The sequence below is a fragment of the Acidovorax sp. GW458-11-26-14-TSB4 genome, from assembly GCF_059423865.1.
In genome coordinates, this window is record NZ_JBWKYR010000001.1 from 769,633 (window position 1) to 793,531 (window position 23,899).

General features: G+C 65.9%; 32 protein-coding genes. 22 read left to right on the forward strand and 10 right to left on the reverse strand.

The genetic code is table 11. The features are described 5' to 3' along the window. Positions 1 to 2 precede the first annotated feature (2 nt). The 4 genes from rplP (at position 3) to AC07X5_RS03660 (ending at position 1,553) form a co-directional block, all read left to right on the forward strand. Entirely contained in the window at positions 3 to 419 is a 417-nt protein-coding gene (rplP, locus tag AC07X5_RS03645) for a 50S ribosomal protein L16 (protein ID WP_007847799.1), read from the forward strand. A 16-nt stretch (positions 420 to 435) separates the two neighbouring features. Further along, complete coding sequence (rpmC, locus tag AC07X5_RS03650; RefSeq protein WP_409960892.1) at positions 436 to 630, forward strand: 50S ribosomal protein L29; 195 nt, start codon at positions 436 to 438, stop codon at positions 628 to 630. Positions 631 to 639: 9 nt separating this feature from the next. Next, positions 640 to 909 carry a 30S ribosomal protein S17 gene (gene rpsQ / locus AC07X5_RS03655; RefSeq protein WP_110539576.1) on the forward strand — a complete coding sequence of 90 codons (270 nt, stop codon included), beginning with the start codon at positions 640 to 642 and terminating at the stop codon, positions 907 to 909. Between the two features lie 134 nt (positions 910 to 1,043). Further along, a complete protein-coding gene (locus tag AC07X5_RS03660) occupies positions 1,044 to 1,553 on the forward strand; it encodes a peroxiredoxin (protein ID WP_184864769.1) in 510 nt (169 codons plus the stop codon). Positions 1,554 to 1,820: 267 nt separating this feature from the next. On the opposite strand, the gene AC07X5_RS03665 is transcribed toward AC07X5_RS03660, so the two are convergent. Further along, a complete protein-coding gene (locus AC07X5_RS03665) occupies positions 1,821 to 2,312 on the reverse strand; it encodes a GNAT family N-acetyltransferase (RefSeq protein WP_494769088.1) in 492 nt (163 codons plus the stop codon). A 117-nt stretch (positions 2,313 to 2,429) separates the two neighbouring features. Continuing rightward, on the reverse strand, positions 2,430 to 2,933 hold the full coding sequence (locus tag AC07X5_RS03670) for a TlpA disulfide reductase family protein (protein WP_494769089.1): 504 nt from the start codon (positions 2,931 to 2,933) through the stop codon (positions 2,430 to 2,432). 171 nt (positions 2,934 to 3,104) lie between these two features. On the opposite strand from AC07X5_RS03670, the gene AC07X5_RS03675 reads away from it, so the two are divergent. From AC07X5_RS03675 to AC07X5_RS03700, 6 genes are read left to right on the forward strand one after another with little or no spacing between them, the layout of a single operon-like run. Continuing rightward, positions 3,105 to 3,641 carry a hypothetical protein gene (locus AC07X5_RS03675; protein ID WP_409960895.1) on the forward strand — a complete coding sequence of 179 codons (537 nt, stop codon included), beginning with the start codon at positions 3,105 to 3,107 and terminating at the stop codon, positions 3,639 to 3,641. Beyond that, positions 3,638 to 4,888: an MFS transporter gene (locus AC07X5_RS03680; RefSeq protein ID WP_494769090.1), complete on the forward strand. Its 1,251-nt coding sequence runs from the start codon at positions 3,638 to 3,640 to the stop codon at positions 4,886 to 4,888. Before AC07X5_RS03675 ends, AC07X5_RS03680 begins: the two co-directional genes overlap by 4 nt. Then, positions 4,885 to 5,334, forward strand: coding sequence for a PTS sugar transporter subunit IIA (locus AC07X5_RS03685; protein WP_409960897.1), 450 nt, complete (start codon positions 4,885 to 4,887; stop codon positions 5,332 to 5,334). The genes AC07X5_RS03680 and AC07X5_RS03685 overlap by 4 nt, the downstream gene beginning before the upstream one ends. Beyond that, positions 5,303 to 5,572, forward strand: a complete 270-nt coding sequence (locus tag AC07X5_RS03690; RefSeq protein WP_010467204.1) for an HPr family phosphocarrier protein — start codon at positions 5,303 to 5,305, stop codon at positions 5,570 to 5,572. The genes AC07X5_RS03685 and AC07X5_RS03690 overlap by 32 nt, the downstream gene beginning before the upstream one ends. A gap of 29 nt (positions 5,573 to 5,601) precedes the next feature. Further along, positions 5,602 to 7,359 (forward strand): phosphoenolpyruvate--protein phosphotransferase, encoded by a 1,758-nt coding sequence (gene ptsP / locus AC07X5_RS03695; protein ID WP_494769091.1) that lies wholly within the window; start codon positions 5,602 to 5,604, stop codon positions 7,357 to 7,359. Between the two features lie 49 nt (positions 7,360 to 7,408). Next, a complete protein-coding gene (locus tag AC07X5_RS03700) occupies positions 7,409 to 8,671 on the forward strand; it encodes an MFS transporter (RefSeq protein WP_494769092.1) in 1,263 nt (420 codons plus the stop codon). A gap of 6 nt (positions 8,672 to 8,677) precedes the next feature. Here the strand turns inward: AC07X5_RS03700 and AC07X5_RS03705 are convergent, their stop codons facing one another. From AC07X5_RS03705 to AC07X5_RS03725, 5 genes are all read right to left on the reverse strand, one after another. Then, positions 8,678 to 9,511, reverse strand: a complete 834-nt coding sequence (locus AC07X5_RS03705; RefSeq protein WP_494769093.1) for a DMT family transporter — start codon at positions 9,509 to 9,511, stop codon at positions 8,678 to 8,680. Positions 9,512 to 9,581: 70 nt separating this feature from the next. Beyond that, complete coding sequence (locus tag AC07X5_RS03710; protein WP_494769094.1) at positions 9,582 to 10,292, reverse strand: AraC family transcriptional regulator; 711 nt, start codon at positions 10,290 to 10,292, stop codon at positions 9,582 to 9,584. Between the two features lie 12 nt (positions 10,293 to 10,304). Then, a complete protein-coding gene (gene lipA / locus AC07X5_RS03715) occupies positions 10,305 to 11,285 on the reverse strand; it encodes a lipoyl synthase (RefSeq protein ID WP_007847763.1) in 981 nt (326 codons plus the stop codon). 14 nt (positions 11,286 to 11,299) lie between these two features. Continuing rightward, a complete protein-coding gene (gene lipB / locus AC07X5_RS03720; RefSeq protein WP_494769454.1) occupies positions 11,300 to 11,938 on the reverse strand; it encodes a lipoyl(octanoyl) transferase LipB in 639 nt (212 codons plus the stop codon). A 60-nt stretch (positions 11,939 to 11,998) separates the two neighbouring features. Beyond that, positions 11,999 to 12,319, reverse strand: a complete 321-nt coding sequence (locus tag AC07X5_RS03725) for a YbeD family protein (protein WP_409960903.1) — start codon at positions 12,317 to 12,319, stop codon at positions 11,999 to 12,001. Positions 12,320 to 12,589: 270 nt separating this feature from the next. Here AC07X5_RS03725 and AC07X5_RS03730 point away from each other — a divergent pair, with 270 nt between their 5' ends. The 9 genes from AC07X5_RS03730 to AC07X5_RS03770 all read left to right on the forward strand — a co-directional run bounded on the left by AC07X5_RS03730 (position 12,590) and on the right by AC07X5_RS03770 (position 19,766). After that, positions 12,590 to 13,063 (forward strand): ATP synthase subunit I, encoded by a 474-nt coding sequence (locus AC07X5_RS03730; RefSeq protein ID WP_494769095.1) that lies wholly within the window; start codon positions 12,590 to 12,592, stop codon positions 13,061 to 13,063. A gap of 21 nt (positions 13,064 to 13,084) precedes the next feature. After that, a complete protein-coding gene (atpB, locus tag AC07X5_RS03735) occupies positions 13,085 to 13,963 on the forward strand; it encodes a F0F1 ATP synthase subunit A (protein WP_494769096.1) in 879 nt (292 codons plus the stop codon). Between the two features lie 54 nt (positions 13,964 to 14,017). Next, the gene (gene atpE, locus AC07X5_RS03740; RefSeq protein ID WP_007847749.1) at positions 14,018 to 14,287 is read left to right on the forward strand and encodes a F0F1 ATP synthase subunit C; all 270 of its coding nucleotides are present in this window, start codon (positions 14,018 to 14,020) and stop codon (positions 14,285 to 14,287) included. 34 nt (positions 14,288 to 14,321) lie between these two features. Beyond that, complete coding sequence (locus AC07X5_RS03745; protein WP_409960906.1) at positions 14,322 to 14,792, forward strand: F0F1 ATP synthase subunit B; 471 nt, start codon at positions 14,322 to 14,324, stop codon at positions 14,790 to 14,792. Between the two features lie 10 nt (positions 14,793 to 14,802). Continuing rightward, positions 14,803 to 15,345 carry a F0F1 ATP synthase subunit delta gene (locus AC07X5_RS03750; RefSeq protein ID WP_409960907.1) on the forward strand — a complete coding sequence of 181 codons (543 nt, stop codon included), beginning with the start codon at positions 14,803 to 14,805 and terminating at the stop codon, positions 15,343 to 15,345. A gap of 41 nt (positions 15,346 to 15,386) precedes the next feature. Further along, the gene (gene atpA, locus AC07X5_RS03755) at positions 15,387 to 16,940 is read left to right on the forward strand and encodes a F0F1 ATP synthase subunit alpha (protein WP_494769097.1); all 1,554 of its coding nucleotides are present in this window, start codon (positions 15,387 to 15,389) and stop codon (positions 16,938 to 16,940) included. An 18-nt stretch (positions 16,941 to 16,958) separates the two neighbouring features. Next, positions 16,959 to 17,825 carry a F0F1 ATP synthase subunit gamma gene (gene atpG, locus AC07X5_RS03760; protein WP_409962322.1) on the forward strand — a complete coding sequence of 289 codons (867 nt, stop codon included), beginning with the start codon at positions 16,959 to 16,961 and terminating at the stop codon, positions 17,823 to 17,825. A 33-nt stretch (positions 17,826 to 17,858) separates the two neighbouring features. Further along, the gene (gene atpD / locus AC07X5_RS03765; RefSeq protein ID WP_494769098.1) at positions 17,859 to 19,265 is read left to right on the forward strand and encodes a F0F1 ATP synthase subunit beta; all 1,407 of its coding nucleotides are present in this window, start codon (positions 17,859 to 17,861) and stop codon (positions 19,263 to 19,265) included. Positions 19,266 to 19,349: 84 nt separating this feature from the next. Continuing rightward, positions 19,350 to 19,766, forward strand: a complete 417-nt coding sequence (locus AC07X5_RS03770; protein ID WP_409962318.1) for a F0F1 ATP synthase subunit epsilon — start codon at positions 19,350 to 19,352, stop codon at positions 19,764 to 19,766. A 78-nt stretch (positions 19,767 to 19,844) separates the two neighbouring features. On the opposite strand, the gene AC07X5_RS03775 is transcribed toward AC07X5_RS03770, so the two are convergent. The 3 genes from AC07X5_RS03775 to AC07X5_RS03785 form a co-directional block, all read right to left on the reverse strand. Beyond that, a complete protein-coding gene (locus tag AC07X5_RS03775; protein ID WP_494769099.1) occupies positions 19,845 to 20,657 on the reverse strand; it encodes a hypothetical protein in 813 nt (270 codons plus the stop codon). 211 nt (positions 20,658 to 20,868) lie between these two features. After that, positions 20,869 to 21,162, reverse strand: a complete 294-nt coding sequence (locus AC07X5_RS03780) for a DUF4148 domain-containing protein (protein ID WP_409962314.1) — start codon at positions 21,160 to 21,162, stop codon at positions 20,869 to 20,871. Positions 21,163 to 21,219: 57 nt separating this feature from the next. Beyond that, positions 21,220 to 21,513, reverse strand: coding sequence for a DUF4148 domain-containing protein (locus AC07X5_RS03785; protein WP_409962312.1), 294 nt, complete (start codon positions 21,511 to 21,513; stop codon positions 21,220 to 21,222). A 381-nt stretch (positions 21,514 to 21,894) separates the two neighbouring features. On the opposite strand from AC07X5_RS03785, the gene AC07X5_RS03790 reads away from it, so the two are divergent. The 3 genes from AC07X5_RS03790 to AC07X5_RS03800 are packed head-to-tail and all read left to right on the forward strand — an operon-like array spanning position 21,895 to position 23,895. Continuing rightward, entirely contained in the window at positions 21,895 to 22,344 is a 450-nt protein-coding gene (locus tag AC07X5_RS03790; protein ID WP_494769100.1) for a YybH family protein, read from the forward strand. A 14-nt stretch (positions 22,345 to 22,358) separates the two neighbouring features. Beyond that, positions 22,359 to 23,375, forward strand: a complete 1,017-nt coding sequence (locus AC07X5_RS03795; RefSeq protein ID WP_494769455.1) for a YheT family hydrolase — start codon at positions 22,359 to 22,361, stop codon at positions 23,373 to 23,375. After that, complete coding sequence (locus AC07X5_RS03800; protein ID WP_494769101.1) at positions 23,368 to 23,895, forward strand: DUF2946 family protein; 528 nt, start codon at positions 23,368 to 23,370, stop codon at positions 23,893 to 23,895. The genes AC07X5_RS03795 and AC07X5_RS03800 overlap by 8 nt, the downstream gene beginning before the upstream one ends. The last annotated feature ends 4 nt before the right edge of the window (positions 23,896 to 23,899 follow it).

The window sequence follows — 23,899 nt, forward strand, 5'->3', positions numbered from 1 at the left end:
GTATGCTGCAACCTGCTCGCCGCAAGTACCGCAAGGAGCAAAAGGGCCGTAATACCGGTGTCGCAACGCGGGGTGCCTCCGTTGCCTTCGGTGATTTCGGTCTGAAGTGCACCGACCGTGGCCGTCTGACGGCCCGCCAGATCGAGGCTGCACGCCGTGCAATCTCCCGTCACGTGAAGCGTGGCGGCCGCATCTGGATCCGCGTGTTCCCGGACAAGCCGATCTCTACCAAGCCCGCAGAAGTGCGTATGGGTAACGGTAAGGGCAACCCCGAGTACTACGTGGCCGAAATCCAGCCCGGCAAGATCGTGTTCGAAATCGTCGGCGTGCCCGAAGAACTGGCCCGTGAAGCGTTCCGCCTGGCTGCCGCCAAGCTGCCGCTGCGCACCACGTTCGTCAGCCGCCACATTGGCTCGTGATTCAGGAGAACAAGCAATGAAGACCTCTGAACTCCGCCAAAAAGACGCTGCCGGCATCGAGAGCGAAATCAAGGCTCTGCAGAAGGCCCACTTCGGCCTGCGCATGCAGAAGGCTACCCAGCAGTTGGCCAACACCAACACGCTGCGTACCACCCGCCGCGACATCGCCCGTGCAAAAACCATCCTTGCTGAAAAGCAAGCCGCCAAGTAAGGAGCCGACATGACGGAAGCTAAAAAATCCCTCAAGCGCACCTTGATCGGCAAGGTGGTCAGCGACAAGCGCCAGAAGACCGTGACCGTGCTGATCGAGCGCCGTGTGAAGCACGAGCTCTACGGCAAGATCGTGGGCAAGTCGAGCAAGTACCACGCCCATGACGAAAAGGGCGAGTACAAGCTGGGCGACGTGATCGAAATCACCGAGAGCCGTCCGCTCTCCAAGACCAAGAACTGGGTTGCCACCCGCTTGGTGCAAAAGGCCGGCCTGCTCTAAGCCCTCCCGGCTGACTGGCAGCACTGCCCTCCAAAACGACCCACAATGTGGGTCGTTTTGCTTTTGGGGCCTGCGTTTTGTGTGCGGCGCCCTGAGGGCATGCGGAGACCAACCAACAACCCTAGGAGAGATCAATGATCCAAGTCGGTGACACCCTGCCTGCCAGCACCCTGATGGAATACTCGGAAGTCGAAGGCGAGGGCTGCTCCATTGGCCCGAACCCCGTGCCGGTGGACAAGGCCACGGCGGGCAAGACCATTGCCCTGTTCGCGCTGCCCGGTGCGTTTACGCCCACCTGCTCGGCCAAGCACGTGCCTGGTTACCTGGAAAAGGCCGAAGAGTTCAAGGCCGCCGGCGTGGACGAAATCTGGTGCGTGAGCGTGAACGACGCCTTCGTGATGGGCGCCTGGGCGCGTGACCAGAAGACCGCCGGCAAGGTGCGCATGCTGGGCGACGGCGACGCCACCTTCGCCAAGGCCACGGGCCTCACGCTCGACCTGAACGGCAAGGGCCTGGGCCTGCGCAGCAACCGCTACTCGATGCTGGTGCGCGACGGCAAGGTCGTCACGCTCAACATCGAAGCCCCGGGCAAGTTCGAAGTCAGCGACGCAGCAACACTGCTGGCCCAGGCCAAGGCCGCCTGATCGCCATCTGGCTGGCGGCGCCGGCTTGCGGCTGCCAGCCTTCCTGGAAAACGGCCCCTGCGCTCGGCGCAGCGGGCCGTTTTTCATGGGGTCGCTCACCACGCCAGGGCTGGTGTGCTGTCCCGCAAGTAAGTGGCCATACAACCGCGTCTTTCACGCCAGGGCTGCGTTGCAAATCCTCGCGATAGCTGCTGCTATCACTGCGGTTTGCGCCTTGCCCTGGCGCGAAATCCAACGGTTTTGCTCGGGCCACCTGCTTGCGGGACACTAGGAGATATCCACCTTGAGGTAGTGCGAGCCCGCAATGGGGTTGTGGTAGTAGGGCGGGATCTCCTCGAACCCCAGGTCGGTATACAGGGCGCGGGCCGACTCCATGCCATCGAGCGTGTCGAGCAGCACGCAGGCGTAGCCGGCCCGGCGCGCCTGGTCCAGCATGGCCTCGGCCAGTTCGCGGCCCAGGCCGAAGCCGCGGAAGGCCTTGCGCACATACAGGCGCTTCATCTCGCTGGCATTGGGGTAATCGGCGGCATCCAGCGGGCGCAGGGCGCAGCAGCCCGCAATGGCGCCTTCCACCATGGCCAGCAGCAGGTGGCCGCGCGGTGCGGCGTAGTCGCCGGGCAACTGGGCCAGCTCGGCCTCGAAGTCCTGGAACGCGAGGTCCACATCCAGGGTGCCGGCGTATTCCCGGAAGATTTCCCGCACCGCATCCATCTCGGCGGCGGAAGACGGGTTCAGCAAGGTGACGGCGGGCTTGTCCAAGGCGCGGATTCAGGGAGTGCAGGAATCCGCAGTGTAGCGGCTCGGCCAGGGCCTGTCCGCGAGGCGCCGCCGGGGCGGGCAGGGCCCTGGACGGTTCGTCGCCCAGGGAAGGCCGGCTCAGGTCTCGGCCAGCAGCTTCTCGATCAGATGGTGCAGCTCGGGGAAGTTCGGGGCGCCGACATAGGTCTTGACGATCTCGCCGCGCTTGTTGACGATGAAGGTCGAGGGCGTGAGCTTCACGTCGCCCCAGGCCTGGGCCACGGCGCCGGTGTTGTCGATGGCCACCTTGAAGGGCAGCTTGCGCGTCTCGGCGAAGTTCACCACGTAGCTCGGTGGGTCGTAGCTCATGGCCACGGCCAGGGTATCGAAGCCCTTGGGCTGGTACTTGCGGTAGGTGGCGATGATCTCGGGCATCTCGGCCACGCAGGTGGTGCAGCTCGTGGCCCAGAAGTTCACCAGCGTCACCTTGCCGCGCAGGTCGGCTGTGGACTGGCGCGAGCCATCGAGCAGCACGAAGGTGGATTCGGGCGCCGCGGAGCGGCCCGTGTCCAGGTACACGTAGGCGCCCACGGCGGCAAAAGCCACCACCGCCGCCCCTGCTGCCCACTGCTTGATACCCATGGCGTCATTCCATCCCGAAAGTGCGGGCCCCAGCCCGCACGGTATTGTGCCGGACATGACCGCTGCCTGCTGGCGGCCTGCCTCCCACCCGGATGGAGTGGGGGCCGCACAAAAAGTTCTCGTTCCCGGGCGCCGTGCACCGAAAAGGCGACCACTGCCGATAATGGGCCCATGAACTGGACACTGACCGGCGCCGCCAGCGCCCTCCTGGGACTGGCCGCATGCAGCCCGGCACTCAACTGGCGCACCGTGGCCGTGCCCGAGGCCGCCCTCACCATCACGCTGCCCTGCAAGCCCGACCATGCCACGCGCAAGGTGGAGCTGGCGGGCACGCCGGTCGACCTGTCCATGGTCGGCTGCGAAGCCGATGGCGCCACCTTCGCCGTGTCCCACGCCACGCTGGCCGATGCGGCGCAGACCGGTGCGGCGCTCGCCCACTGGCGCGCGGCCGTGCTGGCGCGGCTGGGTGGTGCGCAACTGCCGGCCAGCGAGGTGCCGTTTGCGCCCCGCAATGCCCTTGCGCTACCGCAGTCGGTGCGCACCGTGGCCCAGGGGCGGGGGCCCGACGGGCAGGCTGTCACCGCCCAGGCGGTCTGGTTCGCCCGCCCTGTGGGGCCGCAGATGCGGCTGTACCACGCCGTGGTCTACGCACCCAAGCCGCGCCCCGAGGTGGCCGACACCTTCTTCGCCGGGCTGGTGCTGCCATGAGCGCCGGTGTGCTGCCACGGCGCGCGGCCGTCATCGTCTTTCTCGCGTTTGCGTTCGCTTACTTCCTGTCGGCCCTGCTGCGCGCCGTCACGGCCACGCTGGCGCCCACCCTGTCGCAGGAATTCACCTTGCACGCCAGCGACCTGGGCCTGCTCGCGGGCGGCTACTTCCTGGGCTTTTCGGCCACGCAGCTGCCGCTCGGCGCCTGGCTGGACCGGCATGGCCCGCAAAAGGTGCTGCTCGGCTTTCTGGGCGTGGCCGTTGCCGGTTGCCTGGTGTTCTCGATGGCCACGGGCTTTTCGGGCCTGCTCGCTGGGCGTGTGCTGTGCGGTGCCGGGGTCAGTGCCTGCCTGATGGCGCCGCTCACCGGTTACCGCCGCTGGTTTGATTCCACGGCGCAGATGCGCGCCAACTCCTGGATGCTGATGACCGGCTCGCTGGGCATGGTGGCCTCCACCCTGCCGGTGCAGTGGGCCCTGCCGCTGGTGGGCTGGCGCCCGCTGTTCTGGGGGCTGGCCGTGCTGATCGGCGTGGCCATGGTGGGCATCGCGCTCTGGGTGCCGCGCTGGCATGCGGCCGTACCCGCGGCTGGGGCAACTGCACCGCCCAGCGCCCCCGGCGGCTATGGCGTGGTCTGGCGCCATCCCTACTTCCAGCGCATGGCTCCGCTGGGATTCTTCGTCTATGGCGGCATGGTGGCCGTGCAGACCCTGTGGGCGGGGCCCTGGATGCAGCGGGTGGCCGGCTACAGCGCCCTCGAATCGGCCGTGGGCCTGTTCTGGATCAATGTCGCGATGCTGTGCACCTTCTGGACCTGGGGCATGGTCAACCCCTGGCTGCTGCGCCGCGGCCTGGGGGCCGACCGGCTGATCCTCATGGGCCTGCCGCTGTCGCTGTGCATCCTGCTGGCCATCATCGTCGCCGGGCCGGCCGCGGGGGGCGCCGCCTGGGCGCTGTTCTGTGTCTCCTGCACTTTCGTCTCGCTGTCGCAGCCGGCGGTGGGCATGGCCTTCCCTCAGGCATTGGCAGGGCGTGCGCTGTCGGCCTTCAACCTCGTGATCTTTGCCGGTGTGTTCGTGGTGCAGTGGGGCATCGGCCTGGCGGTGGATGCGTTTGCCGACGCGGGCCTGTCGACGACCGAATCGTTCCAGGCGGCCATGGGGGTTTTCCTGGCCTGCAACACAGGGGCCTACCTGTGGTTTGCGCGGGCCCAGCGCCATAATGTGCTCCAAACCTCTGTCCCATGAGCACCAGCATCCTCCTCATCGCCCACGCCCCTCTGGCCCATGCCCTGCGCGAATGCGCATTGCATGTGTTTGCCGACTGCGGCGACAGCGTTGCTGCCCTCGACGTGCAGCCCAACGAGCGGCCCGAAGAAACCCTGGCCCAGGCGCAGATCCTGCTGGACCAACTGGGCACCGACACCACCCTGGTGCTGACCGACGTGTTCGGCGCCACCCCCTGCAACGTGGCGCAGCGCCTGGTCGATGGCGTGCGCTCGCGCCTGGTGACAGGGGTCAACCTTCCGATGCTGCTGCGTGCCGTGAGTTACCGTGCAGAACCCCTGGATTCGGTCGTCACCCGCGCGGTGGTGGGCGGCACGCAAGGGGTGATGCAGGTGGCCATTGCCGCGCCGCAGAACCAGTCCCGACGCAACCGACATGATCAAGACTCGTACGACCATCAGCAATAAACTGGGCCTGCATGCCCGCGCTTCGGCCAAGCTCACCAAGCTGGCCGGCAGCTTTCCCTGCGACGTCTTCATGAGCCGCGGCGACCGCCGCATCAATGCCAAGAGCATCATGGGCGTGATGATGCTGGCCGCCGGCATGGGCACCGAGGTCGAGATCGAAACCAACGGCGATCGCGAGCAGGAAGCCATGGATGGACTGCTGGCGCTGATCGCGGACAAGTTCGGCGAAGGCGAGTAAGCCGCCATGCTGGAAGAAAGGGGCTTTCCATGACCTTTGCCGTCCACGGTCTGGCGGTGGCGCGCGGCATTGCCATCGGCCGCGCCGTGCTCGTGGCGTCGAGCCGCGTGGACGTGGCCCACTACTTCATCCAGCCCGAGCAGGTACCGGCCGAGATCGAGCGCGTGCGCCAGGGCCGCAATGCGGTGGTTGAGGAACTGCAGCGCCTGCAGACCGACATGCCCGCCGATGCGCCGCACGAGCTCACGGCATTGCTCGACGTGCACCTCATGCTGCTGCAGGACGAGGCCCTGACGGGCGGCGTCAAGCACTGGATCACCGAGCGGCTGTACAACGCAGAGTGGGCGCTCACCACCCAATTCGAGGTGATCGCGCGGCAGTTCGACGAGATGGAGGACGAATACCTGCGCGAGCGAAAGGCCGACCTGGAGCAGGTGGTCGAGCGCATCCTGCGCTACATGAAGGGCGTGGCCAGCCCGGTGGCGCCGCCCGCCAGCAGCCCGCGCCGCAAGACCCAGCAGGACCTGCTGCTCGACGACACCGTGGACGTGCCCCTGGTGCTGGTGGCGCACGACCTGTCGCCGGCCGACATGCTGCAGTTCAAGGAGAGCGTGTTCGCCGGCTTCGTCACCGACGTGGGCGGCAAGACCTCGCACACCGCCATTGTGGCGCGCAGCATGGACATTCCGGCCGTGGTCGGCGCGCGCGCGGCCAGCCAGCTGGTGCGCCAGGACGACTGGGTCATCATCGACGGCGATGCCGGGGTGATCATCGTCGACCCCTCGCCCATCATCCTGGCCGAGTACGGCTTTCGCCAGCGCCAGACGGAGCTGGAGCGCGAGCGCCTGTCGCGCCTGCGGCACACGCCGGCGGTCACCATCGACGGCCACCGCATCGAACTGCTGGCCAACATCGAACAGCCCGGCGATGCCGTGGGTGCGGTGCGTGCGGGCGCCGTGGGCGTGGGGCTGTTCCGCAGCGAATTCCTGTTCATGGGCCGCACCGGCAACCTGCCGGGCGAGGACGAGCAGTACCGTGCCTACCGCGAGGCGCTCGATGGCATGCAGGGCCTGCCGGTCACCATCCGCACCATCGACGTGGGCGCCGACAAGCCGCTGGACAGCAAGGCCCACAAGGACACGCACCTGAACCCTGCGCTGGGCCTGCGCGCCATCCGCTGGAGCCTGGCCGACCCGGCCATGTTCCGCACCCAGCTGCGTGCCGTGCTGCGCGCCGCGGCACACGGCAAGGTGAACCTGCTGTTCCCCATGCTGGCCCATACCAACGAGATCCACCAGACCCTGGCGCAGGTGGACCTGGCGCGCGCGGAACTCGATGCCCGGGGCGAGCCCTACGGGCCCATCCAGCTGGGCGCCATGATCGAGGTGCCGGCCGCGGCGCTGATGGTGCGCACCTTCCTGCGCTATTTCGACTTCCTGTCCATCGGCACCAACGACCTGATCCAGTACACCCTGGCCATCGACCGGGCCGACGAGGCCGTGGCCCACCTGTACGACCCGGTGCACCCGGCCGTGCTGCGCCTGGTGGCCGACGTGATCGCCGAGGGCGAGCGCCAGGGCAAGAGCGTCTGCGTCTGCGGCGAGACCGCGGGCGACGTGACCATGACGCGCCTGCTGCTGGGCCTGGGCCTGCGCAGCTTCTCCATGCATCCAGCGCAGATCCTGGCCGTCAAGCAGGAGATCCTGCGCGCCGACACGCGCAAGCTCGTGCCCTGGGCACAGCAGGTGCTCGACGGTGAAGAACCCGCTGCGTTGCTGGCGTCGTAGTTGCAATCAATAGCTGCCAGCGCTTGCTGGACAAGCGCTGGAGGTTGGTTTGACCCCTGTCCCGGTAGTCCCCGCAGACGCGTCGCGCATCGACTCGCGCCAGGCCTTCCACCGTCTGCTGGCCACCCTGGGCCTGGTGGTGCTGGGCAACAGCAGCATGTATGTGGTGTCGGTCGTGTTGCCGGCGGTGCAAAGCGAGTTCGGCATCGGCCGGGCCAGCGCATCGCTGCCCTACACCCTGATGATGGTCTGCCTGGGCCTGGGCGGCCTGCTCACGGGCCGGCTGGCCGACCGCCACGGCCTCACGCCCGTGCTGTGGCTGGGCGCGCTGGCGGTGCTGGGCGGCTTTGTCGGGGCGGCCTTTTCCGGGAATATCTGGGCGTTCGGCTTGGCGCATGCGGTGATGGGCTTCATCGGAAGTTCAGCCACCTTCGCTCCGCTGCTGGCCGACACGGCGTTGTGGTGGAACCGCCGGCGCGGCATTGCGGTGGCGGTGTGCGCCAGCGGCAACTATGTGGCGGGGGCGGTATGGCCGCCCATCGTGCAGTACGGTGTCGACACCGTCGGCTGGCGGCCGACCTACATGGCACTGGGCATCGTCTGTGGCGTCGGCATGCTCGCGCTGTCGCTGCGCATGCGCCAGCGCCCGCCGGCCATCCAGGCCGCGGCGGCTGGCACCCAGGCGGCTGCGGTCGATCGCACACGCCCCTTTGGCCTCGCTACGGGCGCCGCGCTGGGGCTGTTGTGCGTGGCCGGGGTGGCCTGCTGCGTGGCCATGGCCATGCCCCAGGTGCACATCGTGGCGTACTGCGCCGACCTGGGTTTCGGCGCGGCGCGTGGCGCGCAGATGCTGTCCCTCATGCTGGCCTGCGGTGTCGTGAGCCGGCTGGTCTTCGGGCTGATCTGCGACCGCATCGGCGGCATCCGCACGCTGCTGCTGGGCTCCGCGCTGCAGGGCATCGCGCTGCTGCTGTTCCTGCCCTACGACGGGCTGGTGCCGCTGTATGTGATCTCGGCGCTGTTCGGTCTGTTCCAGGGCGGCATCGTGCCGACCTACGCCATCATCGTGCGCGAGTACTTCGCGCCCGCGCGGGCGAGCGTGCTGGTGGGCGCCGTCATCATGGCCACGCTCATCGGCATGGCGCTGGGCGGCTGGCTGTCGGGCTTCATCTTCGATATCACCGGCAGCTACCACGCCGCCTTCCTCAACGGCATCGGCTGGAACCTGCTGAACCTGTCCATCACCGGTTGGCTGTTCCTGCGGCTGCGCAGGGAACGCCTGCAAGCCGGGGTGTCGACGGGGGCGGCCTGAGCCCGCCTACCTGGCCCGTATACCGAGAATGGCCGCACCGATGATCATGGCCGTGGCCAGCGCGATGCTGGCGCTGAACGTGCGGCCGCTCACCACGATCAGCAGGGCGGTGGAGGCCAGCGGCGTGACGTAGCTCAGGATGCCGATGTGCCGCGCGTCGCCGAGCTTGAGCGCCTTGTCCCACAGGAAGAACGAGGCGCCCAGCGGGCCCAGGCCGAGCACGGCCAGCAGCAGCCAGTCACGCGCCGCGAGCGTGGCCGCAGGCTCCAGCGCCACATGGCACAGCAGCGACAGCACGCCCGAGACCAACCCGAACAGGCCGATGGCGGTGGTCGGAAAGGCTGCGACACGCTTGGTCATGAGCGAATAGGTGGCCCAGATCAGCGCGGCCGCGAAGGCCGGCACATAGCCCCAGGCCAGGGTGCCGCTGAGTTCGCGCCCGCCCACGATGGCGATGGCTGCGCCGCCAAAGCCCAGCAGCGCCGCCAGCACATGCGGCCAGCGCAGTGACACGCCGGGCAGCAGCACGGGTGCGAGCACCACGATGAACAGCGGCCACAGGTAGTTGACCAGGTTGGCCTCCACCGGTGGCGCGTGGCGCAGCGCGATGAACAAGAGGAAGTGGTAGGCGAACAGGCCGTACACCCCCAGGGCCAGCGTGCGCAGCGGAATGCGCCATTGCGAGGGGTCGCGCAGCACGAAGGGCCAGGCCGGCACGCTGCCGATGATGAGCGCCACGCCCGTCAGCAGGAACGGCGGGATGTGGGTGAGGGAAACGCCCAGCGAGGCGAGGGAAGCCCACAGCGCGATGGCCCCCAGGGCATAGAGATTGGCTTGCATGCCGCCAATGTAGGCGGCCGCACCATCGCGTGCCGACGGCGCATCGTCGCGATCCGACGGTGAGCGCCGTTCAATCCCGTCGCAGTGCGGCGGTGAGCGCCGAAGGCGAGCGGTAGCCGGTGCGCCGCGCCACCTCGGCCACCGGCATCCCGCCGGAGCGCAGCAAGCGCGCGTGCTCCAGCCGCTGGCTGCGCAGCCAAGCCATCGCACCCTGGCCCTGCTCTTCGCGGCAGCGCGCAGCGAACTGGCTCGGGCTCAGGTGCACCTGCTGCGCGATGTCTGCCACCGACAGCGGCCGGTGCCATTGCAGGGCCGCCCAGGCGCGCAGCGCCGGCCAGTCGATGGCGCGGCGGCGTGCGTCGGGGTCTGCCAGGGATGGCGTGCGGGAGAGGGGGGCGGAGGGCAGCCAAGCCTCCAGCAGCAGGGCAGGCCCATGGGTCTGGGCCAGGGGGCGGCCCTGCTGCAGGGCGCTGGCGAGGTAGCGCGCCAGGGTCATGGCCGGGGGCGGTGGGGCCGCCTGCAGCCAGGGGGCGGTGCACTGTGTCCAGCCCAGGTCACTGCTGTCCAGCACCAGGCACAGGCTACCGCCGCGGGCCTCGAAATCGTGGTGTGCGCCGGGGGCGATCACACAGCCGCCGCCGGTGGGCACGCGCAGGCCGCGCCCGTCGATCTCCAACTCCAGCTGGCCGGCCAGACCCAGCAGCACCTGGAAATGGCCGTGGCTGTGGCTGCCCGGGGACGGGCCATACCGGCGCAGCGAGAGCGAGCCGGGGCTGTTCATGGGACGGGGCGCTTATACGCCGGCGGCGTGCGCCTGCTGGTCGGCGTGGTAGCTGGAGCGCACCATGGCGCCCACGGCGGCGTGGCTGAAGCCCATCTTGTAGGCTTCTTCTTCGAACATCTTGAAGGTGTCGGGGTGCACGTAGCGGCGCACGGGCAGGTGGCTGTTGCTGGGCGACAGGTACTGGCCGATGGTCAGCATGTCGATGTCGTGCGCGCGCATGTCGCGCATCACCTGCAGGATCTCTTCGTCCGTCTCGCCCAGGCCGACCATGATGCCGCTCTTGGTCGGCACCTTGGGGTGCAGTGCCTTGAACTTCTTGAGCAGGTTCAGGCTGAACTGGTAGTCGGAACCGGGGCGCGCTTCCTTGTACAGGCGCGGCGCGGTTTCGAGGTTGTGGTTCATCACGTCGGGCGGCGCGGCCTTGAGGATTTCGAGCGCGCGGTCATCGCGGCCGCGGAAATCGGGCACCAGGATCTCGATCTGCGTGAGCGGCGAGAGCTCGCGGATGTTCTGGATGCACTCGACGAAATGGCCGCTGCCGCCGTCGCGCAGGTCGTCGCGGTCGACGCTGGTGATCACCACGTACTTGAGGCGCAACTGGGCGATGGTGCGCGCCAGGTTCAGCGGCTCGTCCTTGTCTAGCGGGTCGGGACGGCCATGGCCCACGTCGCAGAAGGGGCAGCGGCGCGTGCACTTGTCGCCCATGATCATGAAGGTGGCCGTGCCCTTGCCGAAGCACTCGCCGATGTTCGGGCAGGAGGCTTCCTCGCACACCGTGTGCAGGTTGTTCTGGCGCAGGATGTCCTTGATCTCGTAGAAGCGCGTGGTGGGCGAGCCGGCCTTTACGCGGATCCACTCGGGCTTCTTGAGCACTTCGCCCTGTTCGACCTTGATCGGAATGCGCGACAGCTTGGCCGCGGCCTTCTGCTTGGCCAGCGGGTTGTAGGCTTCAATGGACTGCGCTTCGCGGACGACGTCGGTGGTGCTCATGGCTTGGTAGCGGTTCAGGGAGACAGGCGTATGCCGAGCTGCTGGCCCAGCACCTTGGCGGCATCGTCCCAGGTGGTTTGGACCCCGATTGTAGAAAGGTCCACGGTTTGCAGTCCCGCGTAGCCGCAAGGGTTGATACGGCCAAAGGGTTCCAGGTCCATCGCCACGTTGAGTGCGGCGCCGTGGTAGGTGCTGTGGCGGCTGACCTTGATGCCCAGCGCGGCGATCTTGCCCAGGCCTTGGAAATCGGGTTCCACGGGCCCTGCACCTTCGCGTTTCTGGGGCCGCTGGGGCAGCATGGCGTGGCTGTGCGGGTCGTCCAGGCGCACATAGATGCCGGGCGCGCCGGCCACGCGGTGTCCGGTGACGCCAAAGTGCGCCAGCGTGCGGATGAGGGCTTCTTCCAGCCGGTAGACGTACTCCTTGACGAAGTAGCCCGCGCGCTGCAGGTTGATCAGGGGGTAGGCCACCACCTGGCCGGGCCCGTGGAAGGTGACCTGGCCGCCGCGGTTGGTGGGCACCACGGGAATGGTGCCGGGGTGCAGCAGGTGGTCGCTCTTGCCGGCCAGGCCCTGGGTGAAGACGGCGTCGTGCTCGCACAGCCACAGGGTATCGGGCGTCTCGGCCGTGCGCGTGGCCGTGTAATCCTGCATGGCCTGCACGGTGGCGGCGTAATCCACCCGGCCGAGCGTGCGCAGGTCTATGGCCACGGGCTACAGCACCACTTTGACGAGCGGGTGGGAGGAGAGCGCGCGGTAGAGGTCGTCGAGCTGCTCGCGGCTGGTGGCCGTGATGGTGACAGTAACTCCGAGGTAATTGCCCTTGCTGCTGTCGCGCAGTTCAATGGTGGCAGGGTCGAAGGTGGGGTCGTACTGGCGGGCCAGCTCGGTGACCGCATGCACGAAGCCGTCGACCTTGGATCCCATCACCTTGATGGGGAAGCGCGAGGGGTACTCGATCAGCGAGTCCTTGCGGGCATCCGCGGCAGAGGAGTCGAGGATGGTGAGGTTCGGTGGCAAAGGAGTGGACGTCATGATTGGCTTTGGTTGCGAGCGCTGTGCTGGCGCCGCCATTGTGCGGCAAGCCCCTTGGGCACGCGGGGGTGTGTCACATGCCCGTGCGCGTTTTCGGTGCATAAAGACAGGTTGCGGGTGCTGGATGGGCGTTGGCGAGTCACCACAACAGTGCCGGCGTGCGCGCACCAACAGACCTTGATTGCAGGTCTTTGTAGTTCACAACGGGTTTTTACTTATAATTAGAGGCTTTGTGAAATTTGCAGTCTGTAACACGGGCGTTACTCAACAATGAAAACAATCGCCCCTGAGACTGAAGCTGAGGCTGAAGATCCTGGCTTCAAGCCCCTGACCGCGCAGGAAGCGGACCAGTGGCGAAACCGCAACCCTCCCGTCTCGATGTGGCGGGTGGTGGCAGGTCAGGCGCTTGTCGGTGTGATCGTGGCCCTGGTGGCCTGGTGGCTGACAGGCAGGACCGAGGTGGGCTGGTCGGCTGCCTACGGCGCGCTTGCAGTGGTGGCTCCGGCCGCATTGTTCGCACGCGGTATGTCCCGCCAGATGGCGTCCGGAAATGCGGGCGCCTCCATGGCGGGGTTCTTTGGTTGGGAGATTGCCAAGATCGTGTTCACCGTTGCGCTGCTGGCGGCGGCCCCCTGGGCTGTGCCGGGGCTGGTATGGCTTGCCTTGTTGGCGGGCATGGTGATCACGATGAAAACGTACTGGATCGCGCTCATGGTGCGGCCCGGTGTCCGAAAAACCGATTGATAGTTACGAGAGAGTTGTCCGATGGCCGCAGAAGCGCACGCTCCGACTGCAAGTGAATACATCGTTCACCACCTGCAGCATCTTCAAAACGTCAACCAGACCAAGATTGTCGACTTCACCGTCGTCAACTACGACTCGATCATCGTGGGTTTGGTTCTGGGTGCGCTGACCCTTTTGATCCTGTGGTCCGCTGCCCGCAAGGCAACCTCCGGCGTGCCCGGCCGCTTCCAGGCGGCGGTGGAAATGCTGGTCGAGATGGTGGACAACCAGGCCAAGGCCAACATCCACAACGCGGAGAGCCGCAAGTTCATCGCTCCCCTGGGCCTGACGGTGTTCGTCTGGATCTTCCTGATGAACTTCATGGACATGCTGCCTGTGGACCTGCTCCCCGCCATCTGGGCGCAGATCTATGGCGCTGCCGGCCACGATCCGCACCACGCCTACCTGCGCGTCGTGCCCACGGCCGACCTGTCCACCACCCTGGGCCTGGCATTCGCCATCCTGATCCTGCGCTTCTGGTACAGCGTCAAGATCAAGGGCGTCGGCGGCTGGGGCCACGAACTCGTGTCGGCCCCGTTCGGCACCAGCAAGAATCCCATCTTCGCCCTGATCCTGGGCGTGGTGAACCTGCTCATGCAGGTGATTGAATATGTCGCCAACACCGTGTCGCATGGCATGCGGTTGTTCGGCAACATGTACGCCGGCGAACTGGTGTTCATGCTGATCGCCCTGATGGGTGGTGCAGCTGCACTGTCGCTGTCGGGTGTGCTGCTGCCTGTGGGCCACGTCATCGCTGGCACCATCTGGACGCTGTTCCACATTCTGGTGATCTCGCTGCAAGCCTTCATCTTCATGATGCTTGCGCTGATCTACCTCGGTCAGGCGCACAACGCGCACTAACGGTTCCCTTTCGTTTCCTTTTCAACCTTTCCTTTTTTTAACTCAGGAGTCATCATGGAAAACATTCTCGGTCTCGTCGCTCTGGCTTGTGGTCTGATCGTTGGCCTCGGCGCTATCGGCGCTTCCATCGGTATCGCACTGATGGGTGGCAAGTTCCTCGAATCGTCGGCACGTCAGCCTGAGCTGATCAACGAACTGCAAACCAAGATGTTCATCTTGGCCGGTCTGATCGACGCCGCCTTCCTGATCGGTGTGGCCATCGCCCTGCTGTTCGCTTTCGCCAACCCCTTCGCTTCCACGTTCTTGGCCAACCTGCCCAAGTAATTCCCACTCAACGCCACTCTAGAAAGGTGTTGCCGTGAGTATCAACGCGACCCTGTTCATTCAGGCCATCGTCTTCCTGATCCTGGTGTGGTTCACGATGAAATTCGTGTGGCCCCCGATCGCGAAGGCGTTGGATGAACGAGCCCAGAAAATCGCCGAAGGCCTCGCTGCTGCCGACCGTGCCAAGACCGAACTGACCGCTGCCAACCAGCGCGTCGAGAAGGAATTGTCACAGGCGCGCAACGAAACGGCCTCGCGTCTTGCGGACGCCGACCGCCGTGCCCAGGCCATCATTGAAGAAGCCAAGGCACGCGCCACGGAAGAAGGCAACAAGATCGTTGCTTCCGCCCGTGCCGAAGCCGAACAGCAAACGGTGCAAGCCCGCGAAGCCCTGCGTGAGCAGGTCGCCGCGCTGGCCGTCAAGGGTGCAGAGCAGATTCTCCGCAAGGAAGTCAATGCCGGCGTTCACGCCGACCTGCTCAACCGCCTGAAGACCGAGCTGTAAGGGGACACACATGGCTGAACTCGCCACCATTGCCCGCCCTTACGCCGAAGCCCTGTTCAAGGCCGCTACTGCGGGTGCGGGCATGGACCTGGCCAGCACCGCTGACTGGGTCGATGAACTGGCGGCCATTGCCGCCAACCCCCAGTTGCGCCAGCTGGCGGACAACCCCAAGGTGACTGCAGACCAGGTGTTCGCCGTCGTCACGGGTGTTGCGCGTTCGGCGCTGTCCGATACGGCCAAGAACTTCCTGCGCACGGTCATCGACAACGGGCGCCTCAACGCGCTGCCGGAAGTCGCCGTGCAATTCCGTGCCCTCGTGAATCGCCGCGCCGGCTCTTCCGATGCCGTGGTGCACAGCGCCTTCCCGATGGATGCCGCAGCACTGGCTGAGGTCAGCGCCGCGCTGGAAAAGCGCTTTGGACGCAAGCTCAACCTCACCGTTCAGCTGGACGAGTCCCTGATCGGTGGCATTCGCGTAGTGGTGGGTGACGAGGTGCTGGACACTTCGGTCAAGGCCCGTCTTGAACAAATGAAAGCGGCCCTCACCGCGTAAGCGCGGCGAGGACAGCGAACCAAAGAAAGAAGGAAAGAGTCATGCAACTCAATCCCGCAGAAATTTCTGAACTCATCAAGAGCCGCATCGAAGGTCTGGCCGCCAGCAGCGATATCCGCAACCAGGGTACCGTGGTGTCCGTGTCCGACGGTATCGTGCGCGTGCACGGCCTGTCGGACGTGATGGCCGGCGAAATGCTCGAGTTCCCCGCCACCAAGGACGGCCAGCCCTCCTTCGGCCTGGCCCTGAACCTCGAGCGCGACTCCGTCGGCGCCGTGATTCTGGGTGAGTACGAACACATCTCCGAAGGCGACACCGTCAAGTGCACGGGCCGCATTCTGGAAGTGCCGGTCGGCCCCGAGCTGGTCGGCCGCGTGGTGAATGCCCTGGGCCAGCCGATCGATGGCAAGGGCCCCATCAACGCCAAGCTCACCGACGTGATCGAAAAGGTCGCTCCGGGCGTGATCGCCCGTAAATCGGTGGACCAACCCCTGCAGACCGGCCTGAAGTCCATCGACTCGATGGTGCCCGTGGGCCGTGGCCAGCGCGAGCTGATCATCGGTGACCGCCAGACCGGCAAGACCGCCGTGGCCATCGACGCCATCATCGCCCAGAAGGGCCAGGGCGTGACCTGCATCTACGTCGCCATCGGCCAGAAGGCTTCGTCGATCAAGAACGTGGTGCGCGCGCTGGAACAGGCCGGTGCCATGGAATACACGATCGTGGTGGCCGCATCGGCCTCCGAATCGGCAGCCATGCAGTACGTGTCGGCCTACTCGGGCTGCACGATGGGCGAGTATTTCCGCGACCGCGGCCAGGACGCCCTGATCGTTTATGACGACCTGTCCAAGCAGGCCGTGGCCTACCGCCAGGTTTCGCTGCTGCTGCGCCGCCCACCAGGCCGCGAAGCCTACCCCGGCGACGTGTTCTATCTCCACAGCCGCCTGCTCGAGCGCGCAGCCCGCGTGAACGCCGACTACGTCGAAGCCTTCACCAAGGGTGAAGTCAAGGGCAAGACCGGTTCGCTGACCGCGCTGCCCATCATCGAAACGCAAGCCGGCGACGTGTCCGCCTTCGTTCCGACCAACGTGATCTCGATCACGGACGGCCAGATCTTCCTGGAAACCAGCCTGTTCAACGCCGGTATCCGCCCCGCCATCAACGCCGGTATCTCGGTGTCGCGCGTCGGTGGTGCAGCCCAGACCAAGCTGGTGAAGAACCTGTCCGGCGGTATCCGTACCGACCTGGCCCAGTACCGTGAACTGGCTGCCTTCGCGCAGTTCGCTTCCGACCTGGACGAAGCCACCCGCAAGCAGCTGGACCGCGGTGCCCGCGTGACCGAACTGCTCAAGCAGGCACAGTACAGCCCGCTGTCCATCTCGCTGATGGCTTCGACGCTGTTCGCCGTGAACAAGGGCTTCATGGACGACATCGACGTCAAGAAGGTTCTCGACTTCGAACACGGCCTGCACCAGTTCCTGAAGACCAGCCACGCCGCACTGCTGGCCAAGCTGGAACAGGCCAAGGCCATGGACAAGGACGCAGAAGCCGAATTGACCGCCGCCATCGGCGCGTTCAAGAAGTCGTTCGCTTAAACCGGACGAGGAGCCATCATGGCAGCAGGCAAGGAAATACGCGGCAAGATCAAATCGGTGGAAAACACCAAGAAGATCACCAAGGCCATGGAGATGGTGGCTGCATCCAAAATGCGCAAGGCGCAGGACCGGATGCGCGCTGCCCGCCCCTACAGCGAGAAGATCCGCAACATTGCAGCCAACCTCGGCCACGCCAACCCCGAATACGTGCACCCGTTCATGAAGGTGAACGATGCCAAGGTCGCGGGCGTGATCGTGGTGACGACGGACAAGGGCCTGTGCGGCGGCATGAACACCAACGTGTTGCGTGCCGTGACGACCAAGCTGCGTGAGCTGCAGAGCGCTGGCGTGTCGACGGAAGCCGTGGCGATTGGCAACAAGGGCCTGGGTTTCCTGAACCGTGTCGGTGCCAAGGTGGTTTCGCACGTGACGGGCCTGGGCGACACGCCCCATCTGGACAAGCTGATCGGCCCTGTGAAGGTGCTGCTGGACGCGTATGCGGAAGGCAAGATCAACGCGGTGTACCTGAGCTACACCAAGTTCATCAACACCATGCGCCAGGAATCGGTGGTGGAGCAGCTGCTCCCCCTGTCGTCCGAGCAGATGCAGGCCGACAAGACCGAGCACGGCTGGGACTACATCTACGAACCCGATGCCCAGACCGTGATCGACGATCTGCTGGTCCGCTACGTCGAATCCCTGATCTACCAGGCGGTTGCGGAAAACATGGCGTCCGAGCAGTCGGCACGCATGGTGGCCATGAAGGCCGCCACCGACAACGCCGGCAGCGTCATTGGCGAGTTGAAGCTGGTCTACAACAAGACGCGCCAGGCAGCGATCACGAAGGAACTGTCCGAGATCGTGGCTGGCGCCGCTGCTGTGTAAGCAGCTCAACCAACATCTAAATTGGAGCGAAAAATGGCTCAAGTGCAAGGCAAGATTGTTCAATGTATCGGCGCTGTGGTGGACGTTGAGTTCCCGCGCGACCAGATGCCCAAGGTTTACGACGCCCTGAAGCTAGAAGGCACGACGCTGACGCTGGAAGTGCAGCAGCAGCTGGGCGACGGCGTGGTGCGTACCATTGCCCTGGGTTCGTCCGACGGCCTGCGCCGCGGCATCATGGTGACCAACACCGGCAACGCCATCACCGTGCCCGTGGGCAAGGCAACGCTGGGCCGCATCATGGACGTGCTGGGCGCGCCCATCGACGAACGCGGTCCCGTGAGCCAGGAACTGACGGCATCCATCCACCGCAAGGCCCCTGCGTACGACGAACTGTCGCCTTCGCAAGAGCTGCTGGAAACCGGCATCAAGGTGATCGACCTGGTGTGCCCGTTCGCCAAGGGCGGCAAGGTGGGCCTGTTCGGTGGCGCCGGCGTGGGCAAGACCGTGAACATGATGGAACTCATCAACAACATCGCCAAGGCCCACTCGGGTCTGTCGGTGTTCGCTGGTGTGGGCGAGCGTACCCGCGAAGGGAACGACTTCTACCATGAAATGGCCGACTCCGGCGTGGTGAACCTCGAGAAGCTCGAAGAGTCCAAGGTCGCCATGGTCTACGGCCAGATGAACGAGCCACCAGGCAACCGTCTGCGCGTGGCGCTGACCGGCCTGACGATCGCCGAGTCCTTCCGTGACGAAGGCCGTGACGTGCTGTTCTTCGTGGACAACATCTACCGCTACACGCTGGCCGGTACCGAAGTGTCCGCTCTGCTGGGCCGCATGCCTTCCGCCGTGGGCTACCAGCCTACGCTGGCCGAGGAAATGGGTCGCCTGCAAGAGCGCATCACCTCGACCAAGGTCGGTTCGATCACTTCCATCCAGGCCGTGTACGTGCCTGCCGATGACTTGACCGACCCATCGCCTGCCACGACCTTCGCCCACTTGGATTCCACCGTGGTGCTGTCGCGTGACATCGCTTCGCTGGGTATCTACCCTGCCGTGGACCCTCTGGACTCCACCAGCCGCCAGCTGGACCCGAACGTCGTGGGCGAAGACCACTACGCCACGGCCCGCGCCGTGCAAGGCACGCTGCAGCGCTACAAGGAACTGCGCGACATCATCGCCATTCTGGGCATGGACGAACTGGCTCCTGAAGACAAGCTGGCCGTGGCCCGCGCGCGCAAGATCCAGCGTTTCTTGTCGCAGCCCTTCCACGTGGCCGAAGTGTTCACGGGCTCGCCAGGCAAGTACGTGCCCCTGGCCGAAACCATCCGTGGTTTCAAGATGATCGTCAGCGGCGAATGCGACCACCTGCCAGAGCAAGCGTTCTACATGGTCGGTACCATCGACGAAGCCTTCGAAAAGGCCAAGAAGGTGGCCTGATTGCCCGGTGGCTGAGCAGCGCGCCCGCGCTGCCCGGCCTTCCACCGCAATCAAGCAACCCATCCCCTTTTCCTAGGAGCAATGATGAACACCATCCACGTTGATGTGGTCAGTGCCGAAGAGTCCATCTTCTCCGGTGAAGCACGTTTTGTCGCGCTGCCTGGTGAATCCGGCGAACTGGGCATCTATCCCCGCCACACCCCGCTGATCACACGCATCAAGCCCGGCTCGGTGCGCATCGAAATGGCCAACGGCAGCGAAGAGTTCGTGTTCGTGGCCGGCGGCATTCTGGAAGTGCAGCCCAATTGCGTGACCGTGCTGTCCGACACCGCCATCCGCGGCAAGGACCTGGACGACGAGAAGGCCAATGCTGCCAAGGCATCGGCCGAGGAAGCGCTCAAGAACGCCAAGAGCGAGATCGACCTGGCCAAGGCGCAGTCCGAACTGGCTGTCATGGCTGCCCAGATCGCGGCGCTGCGCAAGTTCCGCCAGAAGAAGTAAGAAGAGAAAACAAGTAAGCAAGCAAGCCCTCCAGATCCTCGCGGATCTGGCCTGGAAACCCGGCCCTGCCGGGTTTTTTTATGCCTGCTCGACAGCGTCCTGGACCAGGTGGATCTGCAGGCCCCCACAGGCCAGTGCAAGCCTGTCGTCGGTGCTGCTGCCTGCCTGCAGGAATTGCCGGTGGGCGAGGAAGGTGCGTGCCGTGGCCAGCGAGCGCACACCGAAGGTGAGCGATTCGATACGCAACTGCTGGGCGGCAAAGAGCTCCAGCTCGACGTCGTCTGCAAGGACGACGGCAGGGCCGGGCGGGGAGCCAGTGAGCGCCTGCCAACGGCGCTGGTGCGCTGCAAGGTCCGGCGTACCCAGGCGCGCCGTCCGCAGCCCGAGCAGACCCAAGGGGCCGCCACCTTGGTTCTGCAGCGCCTGCCTGAACTGCGCGCGGCGTTGCGTGGGTGTAATGGCCTCGTCCCAGGGGTAGATGCTTGCCTGGGCATTCCATGCGCAAAAGAACACGCAGCATTCCGGGGCCGACAGGTCCAGCAAAACAGAGTTGGTGAAGTTGGTGACTACTTCGCCCTGGGCGTTTGTGGAATCGAACGAGCGGGGTGGTTTGCACTCCATGCCCAGTGCCGCAACTTGTGCCATGGCGGTTGGCATAGACCCCGCAGGCTCAAGCGCGAACCCGTGCACGAGGGGTGGTTGCGCATGGGCTGGCAAGTCGGCATTCGACGCGGCGGCCCAGAACTCCAGGTCTGTATTGCCCACGTGCACCCAGCCGTAGGTGGCGAAAGCCGTGCGCTGCAAAGGCCAGGCCACGGGCAACTCGAAGACGCGGCTGAACAGATCGAACAGCGGCTCCGCTTCAGCCAGGCGCAGCATGACGTGGTCCATGGAACGGTAGGGTGGCTTCACAGTGTGCGTGCGTGCAAGTTTCTGGCGTCTGGATTGTGACCTGGCTGCCGTCGATTGCGCGCCGGATGCAGGTGGGCGATCAATCACGCACCAGCATCGGTATGTGCCCATGCAAAAAAACCGGAGCCCCCTGCGGAGCTCCGGTTTTTTGGAGGGTGCAGCAGTGCGGTCTGCCGCCCGCCCTGGTGGATTACAGGGCGCTGATTTCGCCCGAAGGGATCTGGCCGGTGCGCACGGCTTCGGCAGCCGCTGCACGCACGGCAGCGCGGTCAGCGCTGGACTTGTAGGTCACGACGCGCGAGCCTGCTGGCTCGATGCTGCGCGTCTGGGCCACGGTGGCGGCTTCGGCAGCCACTTCGGCGCGGGTGCGGTTCGTGTCGAACTTCAGGGCGAACTGCGAGCTGTCGGCTTCGTCAGCGTGGGCACCGAAGGCAGAGAAAGCAGCCACAGCGGCGATGGACAGGAAACGTGCGGTCTTGTTCATGGTGATCTCGATTCTTGATTTGGTTGTTTGGGTTGGCAGGGGTCAGTCCGGGGCGTCTTACAGGGCGCCGACTTCGCCAGCAGAGATCTGGCCGGTGCGCACGGCATCGGCAGCCTGGGCACGCACGGCAGCGCGGTCGGCGGTGGACTTGTAGGTCACCACACGCGAGCCGGCAGGCTCGATGCTGCGGGTCTGGGCCACGGTAGCGGCTTCAGCGGCCACTTCGGCGCGGGTGCGGTTGGTGTCGAACTTGGTGGCGAATTGCGAAGCATCGGCTTCGTCGGCGTGGGCACCAAACGATGCGAAAGCGGCAACAGCGGCGATGGAGAGGAAACGTGCGGTCGTGTTCATGATGAAATCCTTTGAAGAAAAAGAAGCGTCTCAATAAAGCCGGGACAGAAACCATTCCTGAACCGGGTTCGGTGAGTCGCCTTGCGGGTTCGGCTCATCGATGGGTTGAACTGTACGCCTCACGTGGACAGAGAAAAACCACCTGGTCGCGAACTAACTGTTCCAGTATTGGAAACAATGAATTGGGAACTTTCAAGGGTTTACCCCTGCCTTAGTGGGGCGGCTGGCGCGTTTGCCAGGGTGAATACAGGAAAACCCGAGGCTGTCAGCGGAACAATGGCCACAGCGGTGCAGTCCACCTGCAGCGCCCGCCGGGTCCGGACCACAAATGCGGCCGACCGCGCACAATAGGCGCACTGCCCACCACCCCCGTCACTGCCCATGCCACGCGCACGACCCACCGCCGCCACCCTGGGCGGCTCCTCGGATGAGACCGAAACCGCCTTCTACGACGCGCTCCAGCGGGGCGACATCGAACTGCTGATGTCGTGCTGGGCCGACGAGGAGGACATCGTCTGCGTGCACCCGGGCGGTCCCCGGCTCGTGGGTGCGGGGGCGATCCGCGCCGCATTCGAGGCCATGTTTTCCAATGGCACGGTGCGTGCCCGGCCGACCCAGGTGCGGCGTGTACAGGCCTTGTCCAGCGCCGTGCACAGCGTGGCCGAGCATGTGGAGGTGATGCTGCCCGATGGCATGCACCGGGCCATCGTGATCGCCACCAACGTGTACCACAAGACCCCCCAGGGCTGGCGCCTGGTGGTGCACCACGCCAGCGCGGGCGTGGTGGAGGACGTACAGGCCATGCAGGCGCAGCAGCCCGTGCTGCATTGACGGTGGTGACCAGCATGCACTACGTGGCCCCGCGGTGGTTGCCCGGCGGGCAGTTGCAGACCATCTGGCCTGCGCTGTATTCGCGCCGGGTGTTTGGCGCGCCGCCTTCCTATCGGCGCGAGCGCTGGGACACGCCCGATGGCGACTTCGTGGACGTGGATTTCCTCGATGACGGGGTGGCGCCAGGAACGGAGCGGCCGCTGCTGGTGGTGTTCCATGGCCTCGAGGGTTCCTCGCGCAGCCACTACAGCGAGGCCTTCGCCGATTTCGCGCGAGAGCGCGGCTGGGCCTGCGCGCTGCCGCACTTTCGCGGCTGCAGCGGCGAGATCAACCGCGCACCGCGCGCCTACCACTCGGGCGACCATGCCGAGATCGGCTGGATGTTGCGGCGTTTGCGGGCCGCTCATGCGGGACCGTTGATGGCGGCCGGCGTGTCCCTGGGCGGCAACGCGCTGCTGCGCTGGGCCGCCGAGGTGGGCGACGAGGCCAGCCGCAGTGCGGACGCCATTGCCGCGGTGTGCTCGCCCATCGATCTGGCTGCGGGTGGGCATGCGATCGGGCGCGGCTTCAACCGCCAGGTCTACACCCGCATGTTCATGCGCACGCTGGTGCCCAAGGCCTTGCAGAAGCTGGCCCAGCACCCGGGGCTGTTCGACCGCCAAGCCTTGCTGGCGGCGCGCGACCTGTACGCGTTCGACAATGTCTTCACGGCACCGGTGCATGGCTTTCGCAACACCGAGGACTACTGGTCGCGGGCATCCGCCAAGCCGCTGCTGCACCGCATCCGCATTCCGGCGCTGGTGGTGAATGCGCGCAATGACCCGTTTGTTCCCGCCAGCAGCCTGCCCGGCGTGCACGAGGTGGGCCGCTGCGTCACCCTGTGGCAGCCAGCGCACGGCGGCCACGTGGGCTTTGCCAAGGGGCGCCTGCCCGGCCATGTGCGCGCCATGCCGGATGCGGTGGGGGACTGGCTTGCGGCGCAGGCTGACACGCAAGGCCGTGCAGCGGGGGCACAATCGCGGCATGGATGACATCGTCAAACAGGCTCTGGCCAAATGGCCCAACGTGCCCGACTGCTACGGCTGGCTGGGGCTGGACGCTCGCGGGCGCTGGTACATGCGCGACGACAGGACGCAGGCCGCAGGCCCGTTCCCGGAATCCAAGGGCTCGCTGCTGCAGCACGAGAAGCTGATCGACTTCATCCACCGCAACTACGAGGCCGACGGGGCCGGGCAGTGGTTCTTCCAGAACGGGCCGCAGCGCGTATATGTGGAGCTCGAGGCCACGCCGCTGGTCTGGCGCCTGTCCCCCGATGGGGCGGTGGCCTCCCACACGGGCCAACCCACCACCGTGGACGAATGCCTGCTGGACGCGCAGGGCCGGGTCTACCTGGTCACGCCCCTGGGCCTGGGCCTGGTGCACACATTGGACGTGGGCCTGGCTGCCGAGGCGGTGGAGCAGGGGCGCTGGACGCCGGTGGAGGTGCGCGCCGAGGACCTGCCGGTGCGCCATGGCTTCGTCACCAGCCCTGCGAAGCGGCGCGCGACCTGAGCAC